The following is an 18,874-nucleotide window of genomic DNA, read 5'->3' as shown; positions in this document are numbered from 1 at the left end:
TATTATGAGATTTAAATTTGCAATCCTTTTTTTGTTACTGGTCGGTCAACTTCTAGCCAAAGAAATATTTGTTTCCCCATCTGGGAACGACCTTGGGGAAGGTACCCAAGAAAGTCCGTTTGCAACCTTTTCAAGGGCACTGACAGAAGTAAAGAAGTTTGCTGGAACAGAAACGGTCAACGTATGGTTTAATGAAGGGAACTACTATTTGGACCAAACTATGGTCCTAGGCAGTGAACACTCGGGCACTTCAAAAAATCCCGTTATTTTCTCGGCCCTTCCCGGAGCCAAGGTTACCATTAAAGGTTCCAAGCGATTGGAAAATTTGGATTGGCGCGAGTACAAGGACGGAATATGGGTTACGACAGTACCAGAGGGGCTAACATTTGATCAACTGTTCATTAACAATGATCGTCAAGTAAGGGCAAGATTTCCAAACTACGATTATGAAAACCCCCTAAGGGGCGGAAAGGGTTACCAACAAGTTACCGGAGGAACGGATCATCGTTATGACAGTTGGTTCTCCTACGATCCACAGCATTTTTCGACCAATATCTGGAACAATCCAGAAACGGGTATTGTTCATGCCTACCAAAGCCATAATTGGGGAAATATGCAATACCGGATCAAAGAAGTTGACAGGGAAGAAAATAAAGTCCATCTAGGGGAAGGAGGATGGCAATTGCAACGAATCCATGGCATTGGCGGCAAGGAAAATAAGGCGTCCTGGTTTTTTATAGAGAACATATTTGAGGAACTGGATATGCCGAATGAATGGTTTTTGGATACCAAGGCCAATCTTTTATATTATTATCCTAGCCCAGGTCTAATGTTGACAGAGGCCACCTTTGAGGTTCCTGTTCTAAAAGATCTCATACAACTAAAAGGTAGTAAGGAATCCCCAGTACAACAAATTCAATTAAAGGGATTTCATTTCACGCATTCTACGTTCACCTTTATGGAGAGGTATGAACCCGTGGCCCGTGGCGATTGGGCCATTCATAGGGGCGGGGCCGTTTTTATGGAAGGTGCCGAAAATTGCCTAGTAGCAGACTGCAGCTTTGAGTACATAGGAGGTAACGGAGTATTTATGAGTAATTACAACCGTAACAATACGGTACAGGCCTGCAAATTTGTACATACTGGCGAAAGCGCAGTCTGTTTTGTTGGCTCTCCTTCGGCCGTGCGTTTTTACCAGACTTGGGATGACAGTGAAATACATGGGAAAGACTGGAATAAAATGCGTGAACATATGGATATGGAACCAGGCCCTAAAACCCCTGATTACCCTAAAAACTGTAGTGTAGAAAACTCCATCATGCACGATTTTGGTGATGTCGGAAAGCAAGTTGCCGGCGTTTATATCTCCATGAGCCATAAGATTAAAGCTTCACATAATACCATCTATAATTGCCCACGAGCCGGTATATGCATTAATGATGGTACTTGGGGCGGACATATCATTGAGCACAATGATATTTGGGAAACAGTAAGGGAGACGGGCGAACACGGCCCATTTAACTCTTGGGGAAGGGAAAGACAATGGAAAGGGTCAAGGGGTACAGACGAGCATTTCATAAAAGAACTTACCAAGCTTGATGCTATCGATCCCGTAATTCTAAGGAATAATCGTATCGCCAATTATCGCAAATCTATCAGTGCCGGAAACTGGACCATTGATCTTGATGATGGTTCCAGCTATTTTGAAATCTACAATAACCTCAACTTGGGATCCACTATCAAGCTGCGCGATGGTATGGCCCGCAAAGTTTACAATAACATTACCGTAAGCTCTGTACCATTGGGATGGCATGTTTGGCCAAAGGAATCTGAAGATGAAATCTACCAAAACATCTTCGTTATTTCCGGTGCCGTACCTGGCAAAGAGAACCCTACGGATAATTTTATCCGACCTGTAGCCTTACCAACAGAAACCAAATGGAGCAACCACTATGACAGTAATCTGTATTGGAACATCAACCAACCGGATGATTTCCTCATGACAGAAAATAAAAATTGGGAAGCCTGGCAAAAGGAAGGGTATGATTTGAATTCTGTGGTAGCGGATCCCAGCTTTGTGGATCCAATCAAGGGAAATTATCAGGTAAGTGAAAAATCTCCTGCCTTAAAATTGGGATTTAAGAATTTCCCTATGGATGAGTTTGGGCATCAAATGACCCGTATTATCCCTTTTGGGGGTGAATTCACCGAGGAAACTACTGTTGAGTTATTGGCGGATAATCGTGCTGCAAAGGATGCTAAAATTCATTTTACCTTAGACGGCACAGAACCAACTGTAAACTCCCAAGCATATAAAGAAGCCATTAAATTGCAAAAATCCACTTTGCTAAAAGTCAGCACTTTTAATGAGAACGGCATTCCTATTGGCTTTAGCACCGAAGCCAATTTCCAAAAAGTTGAAGAGCTTACTTACCCCAGCTGGTTAAGCACTTTAATTTCTGGCAAATATTTAAAAAGTACTGGAAGTCCCGCTATTAAAGCGCTGGAAATGGAGATACAAGGTGCCTTACTGGTAAATATTGCCGATGACCCGGACCTCATAGATGCAACGGGAGGATACAACCACGGATGTTATATAAAATTGCTGAACAAAGAAAAGGCTACAATGTGGTTGGAGGCCAAATTGGATAAAGATTGGGTAATTCAACAAGTGAATAAAGATCGGATTCAAAATATAGGGGATCTGCAAAAAAGTCTTACAAAGTACCAAGGCCAAACCGTGCGCCTAACCGCTGTGAGAGACTATAAGTCCAAAACGTTTAAGGTCAAATTTCCATAATGCTTATGTTTATGAAACAAACCATTCTATCATTTTTTTTAATTATGTTGCTCTCGGAGGCCCTTTCCCAAAAAGTAAAGGATGTGGTGATTAACGATACCCTTATCGCGAAAGCAACATTGTTCCACAAAGATAATTTCAAAAACGGACTCGATAATTGGAAAGTGGAGCAGATGCCCGGGGGTACAGTTTTAAATACTGACGGAAAATTGGAAATTACCGATGTGACTGGTTGTACTATTTGGTTCAATAAGCTATTGGAAGGCCCTATTATGATCCAATATGATGCCTATGTAATAGCCCAAGGGGGATCTCAAGACCGTGTTTCCGATCTTAATTGTTTTTGGATGGCCAAAGACCCTGAGAATCCTGATAATCTTTTTGCAAATTCAAAAAAACGCGGAGGTAAATTCAGCAATTATGACAGTCTGCGGCTTTATTATATGGGTGTTGGCGGACACGACAATACCAAAACCCGTTTCAGACGCTATACGGGAACCGGGGATAGGCCCCTATTACCAGAGCATGACCTTTCGGAACCAAAATTTCTGATAGTGCCGAATAAGGTAACAAAGATCAAGATCATAGCGTACAACGGAATTATTCAATATTACCGCGATGGCCAATGCATCATTGAATTTTATGACCCCTCACCGTACACAAGTGGATACTTTGGCCTTAGAACGGTAAACAACCATATGACCATAGACAATTTTCAAGTATTCCGATTAGGGGCTGCAGAATAGGACCTGATCCCCGAAAAAATATCATAACGAAAAATCCTTGGTGTAAATTCAGCCCATCACTTTTTAAAATGTCTTGTCTTCTTCCGTGATTGGTAATCCTCATCTATTCTATAGGATTAAGGGGCGTTCTTGCTTTTGAAAAACTATTTTCTGGGGCCGATTTAGGTAGGGTTTCTTTAAAAGTTTTTAGCTTTCCCTTTAATTCCTTAAGTTTTTCAGGATTTTCAGCAGACACATCCTTCTGCTCCGCCCAATCCAAACCAATATTATATAGTTCTGTCCTTTCTAATTTATCATTCGTCAATAGCTTCCAGTTATCTTCTTGCACAGCGGCACTTGGCCAAAAATCTGTTCGGTCATTGGAAAAACGCCAGTCCCAAAAGATAGGTTTTTGTCGGTTAAAAGCGTTACCCATAATAGCAGATACTATACTCTCGCCATCAGGTTGGTAATTCTCTGTATAGCTTGCCCCTGCCAGATTCAAAAATGTTGGCAGTAAATCTATGGTGGCCATTTCGGTAGTATTATCAATCCTTCCAGCTGGCACTTTACCGGGCCAGCGCACCACAAACGGTATACGCACACCGCCTGCAAAAAGGGAACGCTTACGACCTTTTAGTCCACCAGTTTCCCCTACCGAATAATAAGTTCCCAAACCTGGTCCTGTAGAATTATCCTCCGTTATTTTATTTTTACCAGTTATTTCGGGCCCATTATCAGAAGAGAAGACAACCAAAGTATTCTCATCGATTCCCAAAGTTTTTAGAGCGGCAAACAGTTTTCCAATACGCGCATCATACTCGGCCACAACAGCGGCATAAACCTGTTCCTGTTCATCTAAATGTGCAAATTGTTGCATGTACTCCTCCTTAGGGTAATGCGGAGTATGCGTTGCATGGATCCAGGCATTTACAAAAAATGGCTTATCCTTATTGCGCTTCACAAAATCAATAGTTTTATATATAGTAGAATCGGCCTGCATTTGATGTAAGTTGCTCGGTAAATTAAATGCGCCATACTCATCGTATCCATACTCCAAGGGAGAAGGTGCATCTTCAACATGGGTATTGGACAAATGCCATTTACCAAAATGGGCCGTGGAATATCCAGCTTCCTTTAACATTTTGGGAAGTAAGGGAGCCTGGGGATTCAACCAATCCGGCATATTTCTTTGAATATGTGATTCTACGGAAGCAAAATGCCCATGAACACTTTGTCGTGCAGGGTATTGACCTGTCATTACAGCCACCCTGCTTGGGGAACAAACAGGATTTACAACAGAGAAGTTCTGAAAATCGATACCTTCGGCCGCCATTTTATCTAGATTAGGTGTCTTGCAAAAGCTGCTTCCGTGAATTCCCAAATCGCCATAGCCCCAATCATCAGCGAAAATGAATATGATATTAGGTGGGGTTTCTTCCTTGGAAACTACCTCCTTTTTAGCTTCTTGTTTGCCACCACATGATAGGAGCAGTAGGGAACTAATGAACAAGATTATAGATCTTATTTTCATTTCTTAATTTTTATTTTTAAGCATGGGTTATAAATGGGTAAAAGGAAATTAGGCATATAGCAAACCTAAGGGTTGCGCTTAAAATAGGATTTCTCAGTTCGCCCTTTCTTTTGCTCATTTCGATCAATAAGGAGGGAATTGAATTATTGCTACATTTCGTTGGGATTAGACCTACGATTTGATCCAATTGGGCAACTCCCAATTCTCTTTTACATAAGCCTGAGGTTTCCCGGCTGTTGTTCTACCGTCCTTAATGATCTTTATTATATTTTTTCTTAGTCTTTTCACCACATCAGGATGTTCAAAATAAAGGTTGGTGGTTTCACCAGGGTCTTCCTCCATATTATAAAGCTCAAATACCGCTTCCCCAACTTTGGGTTGAATAAATCTAGGTTCCAAGGAACCCCCTGAACCACGCAGCATGTTCAATTTCCATTTCCCATCGCGTATGGCAAAGTCACCCGTTACGGAATGATGGATTACCGGCCCTCTAATTTTTTTATTGTAGGTCTCCCCTTTTAAAATCGGCAACAGGCTATAACTATCCTCACCTGCATTATCCGGCAGCTTTACTCCAATGATATCGGCAATAGTCGCAAGATAATCGGTCTGACATACAGGGACATCTACCTTTGTCCCTGCCTTTATTGCATTTGGCCAACGCATTAAGAAAGGTACCCGATGACCCCCTTCATAAATGTCGCGTTTGCCACCCTTAAAATTTAGACTGCTAAAATGGTTATAGTCATCCCGTTGAATAACGTAATTGGTTTCCGCGCCATTATCCGAAGAAAAAATCACTAAAGTATTGTCTTCAATACCATTAGCTTTCAAGGCATTCAGTACTTGTCCCACCCTATGATCTGTTTCTTCCATAAAATCTCCATAATTACCACAGTTGCTACGACCTTGAAAATCGGGGTGAGTACTATGTGGCAAATGTGGACTTGTCAATGGCAAGTACAAAAAGAAAGGCTTGCCATTTTTTGCATCCTTGGAAGATTCATCAATATACTCCACTGCCTTGTTGGCCAGAGTTTCAAGTACCAACTCATCATTAAAAGATGGTGCTGCTTCTACCCAGCCTTTACCTCCCTCTTTTTCATATGGGGGTGTCATTCTGTAGGCTGCCGGGTTTATCCGGTTCCCGTAAGACCTTGCCTTTTCATCATCTTTCTTTTTAATCCATAACACTGGAGGATCCAAAACCCTATCATTTTCCAAATAGGTAAGAATACCATAATTCATGGAAGCGGGAATCCCGAAAAAATAGTCAAACCCCTTCTCAATAGGACCATCGGTAAAGGGTTTTGACCAGTCACGATCCTTGCCCAAACTTCCTTCAAACTCCATTTGTAGATGCCATTTCCCTACCATAGCGGTATTATAGCCATTATCCCTCAGTAAGGAGGCAATGGTCATCCTATCCTTTTCTATCAAACAGGGGCCATCCGCACCAAGAACCCCTTTTTTTAGAGATGTCCTCCAACTGTATCGCCCTGTTAACAAGGAATATCTAGAGGGGGTGCAGACTGCATCACTACTATGGCCGTCCGTAAAAATGACTCCCTCATTGGCCAATTTATCCATATTTGGGGTCCTAAATTTAGCCTCCGGATTTAGTGCTCCAACATCACCATAACCTTGGTCATCGGTGTAAATGATGATTATATTTGGTTTCTGTAAATTTTGCGCCCCAGTTGTTATTGAAAATAATAGCAATAAAACACTAAGGCCCTTTTTGAATAAATGCATGATTTCCTTTAAATTAATTTTTATAAATCTATTTCCCACGTATACCCTGACGAACTTTTCGCAATAATGCCCTTGACTCTGGCGAAACCGAACCGTCCTCATACATTTCAAGATTTATGGAAAGTGGATATCGATTTTTTTGCGCATGTTCAATTCTGCCAATAAGTTCCTCAAGTGAATGGCCCGGGCTGGCAATGGTGGTATTCTTATCGATGTGTCCCCATCTTTTTTCTAAAGTGAAACAGGTATGTGCCTGTAAGCCCTTATAATTTCCTTCAGGAAATACACCGTCCTCAAGTCCAGCAAATTGTTTTAGACCCTCTCCGGCATAATAATCCTGATATTCCGTTACCATGGGCAAAATCCAAGAATTATAGGCAATTATCCGTTGAGCGTTATTTGTTTTGGCGGCGCTACTTATCTCCCTAAAATTCGCTGTGGAAACACCTCCGAAACTGCCATCAAAATGTGTGTCGTAATAGCGTTGTGCCCCATCAAAAAACCATCCGTCCAATTTGTTCCCATATCTATTACCAACCTCCGCCACGATGTTCTTAATGTTGCCGTACAATTCCGTTTTATCGGCCTTATAGCCCCCTGACGCCTCCATCCAAGTAGCGTCTATTGAATGATAGCAATCATAGCCATAATGATAGTAGAATATTAATTTGATTCCTTTTGCATAAAGTCGATCCGCCATTTCGCCCAAAAGATCCCGTTTAGTTGTTCGTCCTTTTAATACCTTATCCAAGGATGCAATAGGTGCGGAAATATACTGTTGCCCCCACGTCATTGACCAGATGACATATTCCGCCCCGGATTCCTCCACCATATTCACAAATTCTTCAACATCAAAATCATTGACTTTATCTTCCCATGCCCTGATCGTATCACCTTTTTCCGGAGTTGCCCTATTGGTCCACTGAAACATTAAGCCGTAACCGGAACCTTTGAACCAGTCTGCTTTTTGCCTCAATTTGAGAGCTTCTTGATCTATTTCCCTGCCATAAGTAGGTTCAATTAATTCCAACGCAGATAGTTTAAACACTTTATCCGATTCTATTTCCAACTGCAGCCTATTGAGTCCTTTTTTTAATTTAACAGTCCCAAGATTAATTTCGGACCACTCTTTTTCATTGAAGGAAAACTTATGACTTTGTCCATTGCAGGATAATATTCCCTCTACATTTTCGCCAAGGATTCTAGCAACGACATCATAACTTTCCTCTTTGGATGATTCCAAATTCCATTTTATGATGTATGGCCCCGCAGCCTCGGACTCAATCCATTGGAACATAAAATTTAGATCCGTAGTTTTTAAATTGGAACCTTTTTCGGCGAGACCACCTGAAAGCAAGTTAATCTCATCCCCCTTGATTATTATTGGGTCAATTTCTTTTTTAATGCTATTGTTTGCAGTTTCGGCGTAAGGATCGGGTGCATCTTGAGCATTCACTGGTATCGCTATTAGAAATAACTGAAGAATAAACCAGCCCGCCTTTAAACTAACTTTTTTTAATTTGCCCATATTATCTTTATAATGATATTTATCTATCCTAACTTCACCTATTTTCATCCTTGGCCAAAACTCAAATCTACTATTTTTTGTTCTTTTTTGATTGTAAGCTTATAACAGTTATCGTTTTTGCAACCAAAAGCAAAATTCCAATTTAAATTTAATCATCCTTAGGAACATCATTATCCGTTCTAAAGGGATATGCCGGCAAGTCTGCGCCATTGACCAAGTTTACGTCAGGTTTTCCAGCAAAGGCATATCGCACATATATGGGCTTCTTAATTTTATCATTGTACAGCACTACTGTTTCTCCATCCAACTTTGAATCCGCCACTTGCCAGTGCAATAATTCATCTGCAATCCAAAAGTCTAGAGGTGCTTTTCCATCGATAGTTTTCAAACCTTGTGCATTCTTAAAATGAATTATCAGTGTATTATTTTGTGCCTTAACAACCTTTAGAATGGGGCCTTCTGAAACCACATCCTTATTAAGGGTATGTTTTTCAGCGAGTAGTGCCAATCTAATTCCAATAGGGAGCTTGTCCTTGGGATGCACGTTTTTTTCATCGCCAAGATCAATGGTGTTGACAACATTGGTATTAGGAAGATCCAATACTTTTAATTGCGATTCACGCATCCATGCCCAAGACATGGCGGTAGGACTTTTAGGGTCGATATCCGGGTTGTTGTTAGTGCCTTTACCATAACCTGGAAGCATTACTATGGAGAAGTGCATCTTATTATTTTTCCATTCTTTTCTATAACGCTTGATCCATGATTTAAGAACATCTCCATATTCGTGCATTCCTATAACCCTGTGGTACCAATTGTCCTCTGTTACTTCTGGTACCCCGAAAAAGTAACGCGTATTCCGTTCCCCTTGGTACCAAACCAAGCCTCTACAGGCATAAGGAGCCAATGGCTTCATCATGGCATTATAAAGAATATTGGGTTGCCTACGCATAAAAATATCCTCTTCGTTAGACCAGCCGTTAGGAGAAGAAATTGATGAGATGATTTTAGCTCTAGTTACCGTATCGGCATCAAAAGCCTCCATAATATCTTTAAAATAAGGCAACTCTTTACCCATGTCCCGAGGCATCCATGCTTCAAGGGAAGAACTTCCCCAAGAGGCATGTATTATTCCAATAGGAATGTCTTCAGCTTTTTCAAGAAAGTATGCAAAACCAAATGCAACTGCACTTGTTGGGGGTACATCTGCCCATTTTCCAATAACATTGTCTTCTTCTTTGTAGGAAACGGTTCTCTTCACCTCAAAACTTCTAATGTTTTTTGAAGAAGCCAACAGTGCTTTTGTTTCAAGAACATTGTCTACAGAAAATTGCATGTTTGACTGTCCAGAGCATACCCAAACTTCACCCACTACCACATTGGACAAAACTATTTCCGTATTTCCACTAATAGTCATTTCCCGAGGAATTTTCGAACCTTGCAAGGGACCTAATTCAACCATCCATTTACCATCTTTCCCTGCTTTTGTTGAGGAGGTCTGACCGGCAAATTTTACCGTTATCCTTTCCTTTGGCGCTGCAACTCCCCATACAGGGACCTCCGTGCCACGCTGCAATACCATGTTATTGCAGAATAAACTGGATGGTTCTAATTCCTGCGAACGTGCAATTGATATAGAAAATAATAGAAAAACAAGTTGTACTAAGATGTATGGCTTTTTCGTCATTCTACTAAATTATTGGTTTTATTCCATACTTCCCTCAGGAGTCAATCGTATTTCTTTGAGACTGGCACCTTTCCTATTTCCATCTACCAAAGACACGGTTATGGTATGCTCTCCAGCCTTTTCAAATTTCAAAAGTCCCATTTCATAATAATTGTAGACCTCTGAAGAGTTTTGCTGGTTCTGAACAACATTTCCCTCGTCCGAAGTAATATTCCATACCAAGCGGCCAGATCCTGCATAATTGAGTTCTATTTGGTAGTAACCGGGCTCTTTCACCACTACCTTCCAAGTCACTTTACCCTTATCTGTCCAATCTTGGGCTTGTTCAATATGCTTCCACTCCCCAAATTTTTCCATCCACCTTTTTTCTGTGATGGCAGCACCTTCCGCTGTGGCGAAATCCACAGGAAGTACCGTTGCAAAAATGGGGTCTAGACTGGAGCTGGTATCTACCTCAGGACGGCCATCTACCTCAACCTCTATAATGGAAATCAAGCTTTCTGGACGTTTGGCCGGAAGAATTAATGCGGCCCAATCCCCATCCCTGCTGGTCTCCAATTTTAGCTGTTCTCCGTTTACCCAAAGCTTTGCGGAGGTAATATTATTCTTTAGGCCAGGAAGCCACAATTTACCATCTATAGGCCATTCATAAACGCAGAGGTTCAATTTGCCGTTGGAAGATATGGTAACATCTCCCCAGGGCAACTTTCGCCCCCATGGCGAAGCAGCAGTCTTATAAATTACCTGAGGATATCTACCGATCCACTCTCCCGAAGCTCTTAACGATTCCTGCGCCTCTGACGGAATACTGCCATCAGGTGCGGGCCCAACATTCAACATATAGGTGCCCCCCCGGGCCAGTGTAGAGATTATACTCTTCAAAATGCGTTTAGGGCTCTTCCAATTATGATCGTACCAGGCATATCCCCAAGAGTCATTGGTAACATCTACCGTTTCCCATAGACCCCCAATATTTTTAACGGGAATATTCATATCGCCCAAGGATTTATAATCTCCTAATCCGTGGCCTGCCCTACCAGAAATCATAGCATTGGGTTGATGCTTGCGCACCACATCGACCAATTCTGCTACATATTTCTTCTCCATATTACCCGGAGTATCAAACCAAACCATGGCAATATCCCCATATTCCGTAACTATTTCCTTAACCTGGGGAAGGCACTTATTTTTGAAATAATAGTCGAAGTCCACCTCTTTGCCTTTTTTATTGACCTTGGGACCGCCATTACCCCCCGGAAAGGTCCAGTCCTGATTGTGCGAATAGTAAAATCCAAATCCAAGCCCAAGTTCTTTACAGGCTCTTGCCAGTTCTTTCATAGGGTCTCTGGCAAAGGGAGTGGCCTTTACAATATTGAAATCATTGCTTTTGGAGTCGTACATGGCAAAACCATCATGGTGTTTACTGGTAACGACAATATATTTCATTCCGGCATCTTTAGCCAATTGGGCAATTGCCTTGGCATCAAAATTTACTGGATCGAAGTTTTTTGCCTCCGCCATATATTCGTCAACTGGAATATTGGCCCTTCTAGGATTCATGATCCATTCGCTAATCCCATAATAGGTGCTATCTTTCCATTTGTTGGCAATGTTGGAGTAAATACCCCAATGGATAAACATGGCATAATTGCCATCATCAAATAGGGCTGTTCGGGAAGCGGGGGCATCTGCGCCCAGTGTATTCTGTTCGCCCCACATTTCGTCCATTGATTTGGTTTTGTCATGCTGTGCATGTATAAGGTGTGAAGCCACCAAACTTAGTACAAATACAATTTTTTTCATTTTAATAATAGATGGTAATATTTATAATAATGCAGGTTACCAAGGCCTATCATGTCAAGGATTATTTTTTTGAACTTAGCCATACCAATCCATAGAAAACAAATTTGACCATAGATCAAGTTGTTCCTTTTTCTTTAATACGTGAAAGCAACGAACGGTAATATCCTGTGTAAAAATTTTTGGTTCTGAAGTGTTAATTCCTGTGATTTGAGATTGAGGCACCCAAGACAATGAGGGTGCCACAATAACTTTTGACTAATGGAAAACATCGATTACAATCAAGGTTTACCCAATATAAATTCCCTTTTACAATTTCTCTATATAGACATAATACGCAGGATGTACTTTGTTGTCTTTATCTATAAGTTGCGCTTCCATATCGTATTTACCCGCCGGAATCTTACCAGTAAAGGTTACTTCTTTCTGCCCGTTTTCAATTTTCTCCAATTTCTCCAAGTCGGCAACATACAAATAAGCACTTTCAAAATCTGATTTTACGCTGGCCGGCATAGTCCTATCCAGCTCCACTATTTTTTTCTGTGCCGGGAAAGTTGCGTTAATTGCCAATCCGCTTTCCCTTGGAAATCGGCAGAGGCTAATTTTATATTCCCCATCTTCTACGAATTGCACTTTCCATCTTCCGGTAGCCTGGACTGCACTTGCGGCCCCGTATTGATGCCACATGCCATTAAATTTTCCTGTAAGCATATCGTGTGCAGAAATACGACTAGGGTTTTCTTGTGGAGATCCCACTTTTATATAGGCATATTTTTCATTAACACCTTCATCCATAAAGGATTGCCACCATTTTTCATAACCCAAGGCCAGTTTTTCAACTACTTCGGGATGTTGATCGATAACATTTTTAGTCTGACTCCGATCATTGTTCATATTATATAGTTCAGTTCCGTTTACAAACCTCCAATTGTCATCCATCACAGAGTATTTTCTGTATTTGACCAAGTTTTGCAGTCTTTGGGTATCTATATACAGTGTTCTACTGGCCCAGTTTTCGTCATTGCCATAAAGCAAGGGTTTTAGACTTGTTCCATCCAAAGGTTTCACAGGATTAAAATCCAGTCCCAATACGTCTACAAAAGTTGGCAGCAAATCATAGGCTGCGGCCAATTTGTCTATGTCCTTACCACCGGTAAGTTGACCATCTGGCCAGCGTATAAAGAGGGGCACTCTATGGCCACCTTCATATTCACTTCCTTTTGAACCCCTTAATCCTGCATCGTAAACCTTGTTCCCTCCTGCGGTACCATTATCTGTCATAAAGATCAAAATGGTATTGTCCGCTATCTTCAATTCGTCCAATTTCTTTTGCAACAACTTAAAATTGTCGTCGATATTGGTTATCATCCCGTAAAACCGTTGATACTGCTCCTCAAGGCCCTTGACATTCTTATACATATCCAAGTATTCCTTTGGGAGATTCAATGGTCCATGTGGCGCGTTGGTAGCGATATAACAGAAAAAAGGGTCGTTCTTGTTTTCTTCTATAAAATCCATGGCTTCGGAAAAGAAGACGTCTGTACAGTAACCCTTGTATTTTTGAGTTTGTCCATTGTGCCAGTAGGTATCGTCAAAATAATCGTTCCCCCAATAATCCGGGCCTTGGGTGATTCCACCACCACCATGTCGAACAACTTCATGAAACCCCCTATCTTCCGGACGGTACGGATAATTATCACCTAAATGCCATTTTCCGAACATACCATTTGTGTATCCATTTTGAGCCAATACTTGCGGTAAAATTACCTCATCCTCAAAAAGCAGGGACCGGCCAGTTATAGTGTGAAATACATTTATCCTATTGGTATGTCTTCCGGTCATGATGGCCCCACGGGTGGGGGCACAGGTGGTGGATACATGAAAGTTGGTAAATCGGACCGACTCCTTATAAAACTCATCAATATTGGGAGTTTTTATGTAAGGATTTCCGTAACAACCTAAATCCCCCATCCCCTGGTCATCGGTAATAACAATGATTACATTGGGTTTTTTCTTTACCAAACTTTGGGCATTTAAAGCCAAAGAGGAGGTAAACAAAAATAACAACCCTAATCGTAAACCAAATTTTAGGGAATTATGGGTATGTATTTGGGGAATATCCCCTTGGCTAACATCAATTATTCCCTTTCTGAATAGTTTCAAATTCATTTCTTAATTATTTTAATTTATTTCCTATGTATACCTTTTATCCCTATCCTGGCAAGCCATTGGATTACCAGAACAGAGATTTAAAGAGCCCTAAGGGTTTGTATTATTCACATTTGAATTGTGGAATATTTTAATACCCCGGATTTTGAACAAGATTTTCATTATTACGCAATTCATCCGTAGGAATTGGAAATAATAACTCTCGCTCGGTCAGCTGTGGTCCATAAGCAAATGTATGTCCAACAAAATCCTCAAAGTTGCCCGTCGCCACATTCAAAGCCTTTCTTAAACGGACCATGTCGAACCATGTTACATTTTCGAAGCTTAATTCATGCCATTTCTCTTTCCAAACGGCTTCCCTGAATTGTTCTTTGCTTAGTCCTGAATATTCAAGAAGTTCGGCTCTCCTTCTAATTTTGTTCAATGCCTCTTCGGTATCAGCTGTTGGTCCGGAAATCTCATTCTGGGCTTCGGCATAAATCAAGAGTACCTCGGCATAACGAATTAAATCCCAATTAAGGTCACTGCTGGCCGTTTCAAGGTTGGCTACAATATCAAAATGTTTATATAAAAAGTAACCTCCCAAGACGATGGTTTCGTTCCTATCAAATTTTGAGGTATAGGTCGTGTAATAATATTCCTTTTCTTCAACCCTTTTATCACCGGCCTCATAGGATTGAACAAAATCCTGATTTGCATAAATTGCACCAGTTTGGGCCGAATATGCGGAAATATTCATATTGTACGGGATTATTAATGGCTGCCAATCCGAGGGATCCACAAAAGCTTCATATTGTACCATAAAAATATTCTCCCCAATATTATTCTTTGAGGAATCGTGAAGATCTGCATATGATGGAAATAAACTGTATTGTTCTGAATCGATTACTTCCTTGGATTTATCTGCTGCCTTTTTATGATATTCAGTTCCTTTTTGTAAAGGATAACCTGCCATGGTAAGGTAAACGCTTGACAATAGGGACTTAATGGCACCCATAGTAACTTTTCCCGAGGTGTCATTAAAAGGTAATCCCGAAGACTCTGCCAAGGTTAGATCATCTTCAATTAAAGCATAGATATTCTCAACAGATTCTGGTGAGGCATAAAGATTTTCTGAGCCTAGATCAATAGGATCTGTAATTAAAGGAACCTCCCCGAAAATTCTGACTAAGTTATAGTAAAAATAAGCCCTTAAAAACCTTGCCTCACCCAATAGTTTATTTTTCTTTACTTCATCCATAGCAATTTCCGGAATGTTTGCAATCGCCAAATTAGCATTGGCAATTCCTTTATAACTACTATCCCAATACACTTTGCCGTAACCATTATCTGAGGTATTGGTCAAATTTCGAATAATATTGCTGTTATCGGCCTGGCCCAAATCACTATCGGCAAGTCCGGTTGCAAATTCCAACATCAGCCATGGACTACCGCCATATGATCCACCCCTTACAGACCTTAAACTGGAATAGATAGAAAATATAGCAGTCTCCGCATGCTCTGCTGTCTTAAAATAGCTTTCGGCCGTAATATTGGATGGATCTGTTTCCTCAAGAAAATCGGAACAACTTATAGTGATGAAAAGTGAAATTGCTGTTAGCATTAACCCAATTCTAGATTTTATAATATTTTTCATTTTTGTCATTTTTTAATTAGAATGTTGCATTCAACCCAATCATAAAAACTCTAGGCTTGGGGTATTGATCAAAATTAACCTCTCCTTGTCCAAAAGTATTGTCACTTGTTTGCACCTCAGGATCATAACCTTGATATTTTGTGCTCACGAAGAAGTTTTGTGCTGAAGTGTATATCTTCAGCCTGCTCAATCGCAATTTTTCCACAATTTCAGAGGAGAAATTGTAACCTAACAAAAGGTTTCTGCCCCGAATGAAAGACCCATCCTGAATCATGTGGGAAGTGTCCAAGTTATCATAGCCGGCCGATACTGGTCTCCACTGGGCTATTGGCGTATCTTGATTATCTGGTGTCCAACCGTTCAAAACCGTGGATAAGCTATTTGCAATCCCTTGACGGTTTTCTTGTGGTCTTGTAGTAATGTACATAATGTCGTTACCGTATTGGAATTGTAAATCGATCAATAATTCAAAATTCTTATAACGGAACGTATTGATCAAACTACCGTATCCATCCGGTATACCTTTTCCAATAATTGTTCGGTCCGCCTGATTGATTACGCCGTCATTATTCCTATCCTCTATTTTCACGTCTCCCGGCAATCTGAAATATTTTGCGGCTTCTGCCTCTTCATCCGTACCCCAGGTACCCAAGTGAACCAATCCAAAGAATGAACCCACAGGTTCACCTTCCCTGATTATAGTCCTACTGGAAAATATATCACTACCTCCAGAAAGGGCCACAACTTTATTTCTATTCATGGCGATATTAAAATCGGTTTCCCATGAGAAATCCGTGTTCATTATATTCTTTGTATTCAAAGAAAATTCAAATCCCTTATTTTCCATACTGCCTATGTTGCGGAATACGGAAGCATAACCACTACTGGTCGGCACCGGAGAATTCAAAAGCATGTCGGTGGTCAATTTTCGGTAGACATCGGCCTCCATGGAAACTCTTCCATTAAAAAGACCTAACTCAACTCCAGCATCTACCTGCCCTGTCTTCTCCCATTGCAGGTTTGGGTTGGCCAACCTGTCTATTCCTATCCCATTTACAATGGCATCATTAACTACATAAGCATAGTTCCCAAGTCCTGAAAGTGACCCATAGGCCGGAATTTCTGAGTTACCTGTAACCCCGTAGCTTGTACGCAATTTAAGATTGGAAATTACTGGGGAATCCTTGATAAAATCTTCCTCGGAAACCTTCCAGGCCAATGCCGCAGAAGGAAAGAAGGCATATTTATTAGTGGCCCCAAACTTTGAGGATCCATCAACACGGCCAGTAACCGTAAGTAGATATTTATTAAGTAGGCCATAGTTGATTCTTCCGAAATAAGAATTTAAACCATACGCAAAAGCGCTGGAACTAGGAGTCCTAACCACAGAGCCTGCACCTAAATTGTCGAAGCTGAAAAAATCATCCGAAAAATTTTGAGAACCAGCACTGAAATTGGAACTGTTAACATGTTGCCATGAAATACCCAATAGACCAGTGAAGGAATGAATTTCGCCTATATTCTTCTGGTAGGTCAAATAATTTTCAAATTGCCATGACAAATACTCGTTCAATGATCTGGTGGCATATCCATTTGTGTTTGTACCAATAAAACTTAGTTCTCGACCGGCATATTCATTAACTTTTTGGTCGATACTATTAATCCCTAAAGAAGTTCTTAGATCCAATCCTTTGGCCAAAGTAACATTGGCGAATATATTTCCGAGGACGGTATTGGTTTTCAGGTATCTCTTATAATCCTCTGCGACCCTTACCGGGTTGGGACCTCCTTCCATGCCGGGGTAATCTGCATTGCTTGCCCAAGTTCCATCGGGATATTTTACTGGAATGATAGGAATATTTTCTATCATATTTCTCCCGACCCAAGAACCGTGAATAACTCTTTCGGTTTGATTATTATAACTAAGACTACCACCAACTTTTAACCAATCTCTAATGTTGGAGTCGAACACAAAACGTCCGGAATATCGTTTAAGCCACGAATCCTTCATAATTCCCTCTTCGTTCATATAGCCTAGAAAGGCTCCATAACTGCCGTTCTCGTTTCCTCCTGTAAAGGACAGTTGGTGATTCTGCGTAAAGGCCGGCCTGGTAACTTCATCCTGCCAGTCCGTATCGTAAATTGGATCACCATTAGAATCGAACAATCTTGGATCGTTCCTTTTTAGTGCGGGATCGGTATATTTACCGTTTGCAAAGCCTACGGCATCATATTTTTCTGCGTTCTGGTAGGCAACCTCCTCGATCATTAAAAATTCTTCTGAATTAAGTACACCGACTTTTTTAGAGAGTGTGCCCAAACTATAGTAGGTGTCATATGAGATACTACCGCCTGATTTACTTCCTCTCTTGGTGGTAACCAAAACAACACCATTGGCTCCCCTCGAGCCATAAATAGCTGTGGCCGATGCATCTTTTAGCACTTCAACAGAAGCAATATCATTAGGGTTAATATAATCTATAGGGGTGCTGTTGTCTGCCAGACCGGTGGAAACCAGAATGACTCCGTCTACTACGTACAATGGGTCGTTCGCCAAACTTACAGAGGAGTTTCCACGGATTCTTATGTTCGACTTCCCTCCTGGTCTACCGGAATTGATCGAAACGCTTACTCCTGGCATTTTACCCGATAAGGATTGTGTAAGCGAAGCAGCTGGGCGTTCCTGAAGTTCTTCAGCGGAAACCGAACCCACAGCACCCGTCAGGTCGCTTTTCTTTTGTGTTCCGTACCCTATAAGCACAACTTCGTCCAATCCTGCAGCACTTTCTTCCAGCTTAACAGAAATAGTAGTTTGTCCATTCAGGGGAATTTCTTTGGTGGCATATCCAATATAGGAAATTACCAATGTCCCATTATTATCGGCTACCTCAATTGAGAAATTACCATCAAAATCGGCCGTAACACCATTCGTGGTACCTTTTTCAACGATGTTGGCCCCTGGCAAGGGAACACCATCTGCATCCGTTATGTTACCATTTATCTGTGTTTGCTGTTCAATGCCAATTATAATTGAATCTGCAGGCACAAAAAACCTATTTACATCCGTTTTGGCATTAGCAAGGAACATGACCATGGAACATACAAAGGTGGTCCATAGTACCTTTTGCGCGGGTTTAAAACCACACACTGGTTCATTTTTTCTTTTCATTTTAAGTTTTTTTAGTTATTCAAGAAATCTTGTTGGTTTTAACTTTTCCGTGACCATAGTTGTTGTTTTAT

10 protein-coding genes are annotated in these 18,874 nt (G+C 41.0%); 2 read left to right on the top strand and 8 right to left on the bottom strand.

From position 1 onward, the window contains the following. Positions 1-4: 4 nt before the first annotated feature. Together CWD90_RS14180 and CWD90_RS14175 are read left to right on the top strand one after the other, a co-directional pair. Positions 5-2,800, top strand: a complete 2,796-nt coding sequence (locus CWD90_RS14180; protein ID WP_103476736.1) for a chitobiase/beta-hexosaminidase C-terminal domain-containing protein — start codon at positions 5-7, stop codon at positions 2,798-2,800. An 11-nt stretch (positions 2,801-2,811) separates the two neighbouring features. After that, the gene (locus tag CWD90_RS14175; protein WP_157941237.1) at positions 2,812-3,546 is read left to right on the top strand and encodes a DUF6250 domain-containing protein; all 735 of its coding nucleotides are present in this window, start codon (positions 2,812-2,814) and stop codon (positions 3,544-3,546) included. Positions 3,547-3,649: 103 nt separating this feature from the next. Here CWD90_RS14175 and CWD90_RS14170 read toward each other — a convergent pair whose 3' ends face one another. The 8 genes from CWD90_RS14170 to CWD90_RS14135 form a co-directional block, all read right to left on the bottom strand. Then, positions 3,650-5,059, bottom strand: coding sequence for a sulfatase-like hydrolase/transferase (locus CWD90_RS14170; RefSeq protein WP_103476734.1), 1,410 nt, complete (start codon positions 5,057-5,059; stop codon positions 3,650-3,652). Between the two features lie 171 nt (positions 5,060-5,230). Next, positions 5,231-6,814, bottom strand: a complete 1,584-nt coding sequence (locus tag CWD90_RS14165; protein ID WP_157941236.1) for a sulfatase family protein — start codon at positions 6,812-6,814, stop codon at positions 5,231-5,233. Between the two features lie 28 nt (positions 6,815-6,842). Continuing rightward, positions 6,843-8,390 (bottom strand): alpha-L-fucosidase, encoded by a 1,548-nt coding sequence (locus CWD90_RS14160; protein ID WP_103476732.1) that lies wholly within the window; start codon positions 8,388-8,390, stop codon positions 6,843-6,845. 100 nt (positions 8,391-8,490) lie between these two features. Continuing rightward, positions 8,491-10,029: a sialate O-acetylesterase gene (locus tag CWD90_RS14155; RefSeq protein ID WP_205161246.1), complete on the bottom strand. Its 1,539-nt coding sequence runs from the start codon at positions 10,027-10,029 to the stop codon at positions 8,491-8,493. 18 nt (positions 10,030-10,047) lie between these two features. Beyond that, the gene (locus CWD90_RS14150) at positions 10,048-11,832 is read right to left on the bottom strand and encodes an alpha-L-fucosidase (protein ID WP_103476730.1); all 1,785 of its coding nucleotides are present in this window, start codon (positions 11,830-11,832) and stop codon (positions 10,048-10,050) included. 306 nt (positions 11,833-12,138) lie between these two features. After that, positions 12,139-13,998, bottom strand: a complete 1,860-nt coding sequence (locus CWD90_RS14145; protein WP_103476729.1) for an arylsulfatase — start codon at positions 13,996-13,998, stop codon at positions 12,139-12,141. A 130-nt stretch (positions 13,999-14,128) separates the two neighbouring features. After that, positions 14,129-15,634 (bottom strand): RagB/SusD family nutrient uptake outer membrane protein, encoded by a 1,506-nt coding sequence (locus CWD90_RS14140; protein ID WP_103476798.1) that lies wholly within the window; start codon positions 15,632-15,634, stop codon positions 14,129-14,131. A 16-nt stretch (positions 15,635-15,650) separates the two neighbouring features. After that, positions 15,651-18,803 carry a SusC/RagA family TonB-linked outer membrane protein gene (locus CWD90_RS14135; protein ID WP_103476728.1) on the bottom strand — a complete coding sequence of 1,051 codons (3,153 nt, stop codon included), beginning with the start codon at positions 18,801-18,803 and terminating at the stop codon, positions 15,651-15,653. Positions 18,804-18,874 lie beyond the last annotated feature (71 nt).

The sequence above is a fragment of the Arenibacter catalasegens genome, from assembly GCF_002909235.1.
Taxonomy (GTDB): Bacteria; Bacteroidota; Bacteroidia; order Flavobacteriales; family Flavobacteriaceae; genus Arenibacter; species Arenibacter catalasegens.
Note: the sequence above shows the minus strand (reverse complement) of the source record. Positions and strands in the feature narration are given on the sequence as shown.

What these genes read in the sequence shown, in the direction of transcription:
- CWD90_RS14150 (WP_103476730.1), bottom strand. Translation starts at nt 11,832, where the DNA reads ATGAAAAAAATTGTATTTGTACTAAGTTTGGTGGCTTCACACCTTATA.
- CWD90_RS14140 (WP_103476798.1), bottom strand. Translation starts at nt 15,634, where the DNA reads ATGAAAAATATTATAAAATCTAGAATTGGGTTAATGCTAACAGCAATT.
- CWD90_RS14175 (WP_157941237.1), top strand. Translation starts at nt 2,812, where the DNA reads ATGAAACAAACCATTCTATCATTTTTTTTAATTATGTTGCTCTCGGAG.
- CWD90_RS14155 (WP_205161246.1), bottom strand. Translation starts at nt 10,029, where the DNA reads ATGACGAAAAAGCCATACATCTTAGTACAACTTGTTTTTCTATTATTT.
- CWD90_RS14145 (WP_103476729.1), bottom strand. Translation starts at nt 13,998, where the DNA reads ATGAATTTGAAACTATTCAGAAAGGGAATAATTGATGTTAGCCAAGGG.
- CWD90_RS14160 (WP_103476732.1), bottom strand. Translation starts at nt 8,390, where the DNA reads ATGAAAATAGGTGAAGTTAGGATAGATAAATATCATTATAAAGATAAT.
- CWD90_RS14170 (WP_103476734.1), bottom strand. Translation starts at nt 5,059, where the DNA reads ATGAAAATAAGATCTATAATCTTGTTCATTAGTTCCCTACTGCTCCTA.
- CWD90_RS14180 (WP_103476736.1), top strand. Translation starts at nt 5, where the DNA reads ATGAGATTTAAATTTGCAATCCTTTTTTTGTTACTGGTCGGTCAACTT.
- CWD90_RS14135 (WP_103476728.1), bottom strand. Translation starts at nt 18,803, where the DNA reads ATGAAAAGAAAAAATGAACCAGTGTGTGGTTTTAAACCCGCGCAAAAG.
- CWD90_RS14165 (WP_157941236.1), bottom strand. Translation starts at nt 6,814, where the DNA reads ATGCATTTATTCAAAAAGGGCCTTAGTGTTTTATTGCTATTATTTTCA.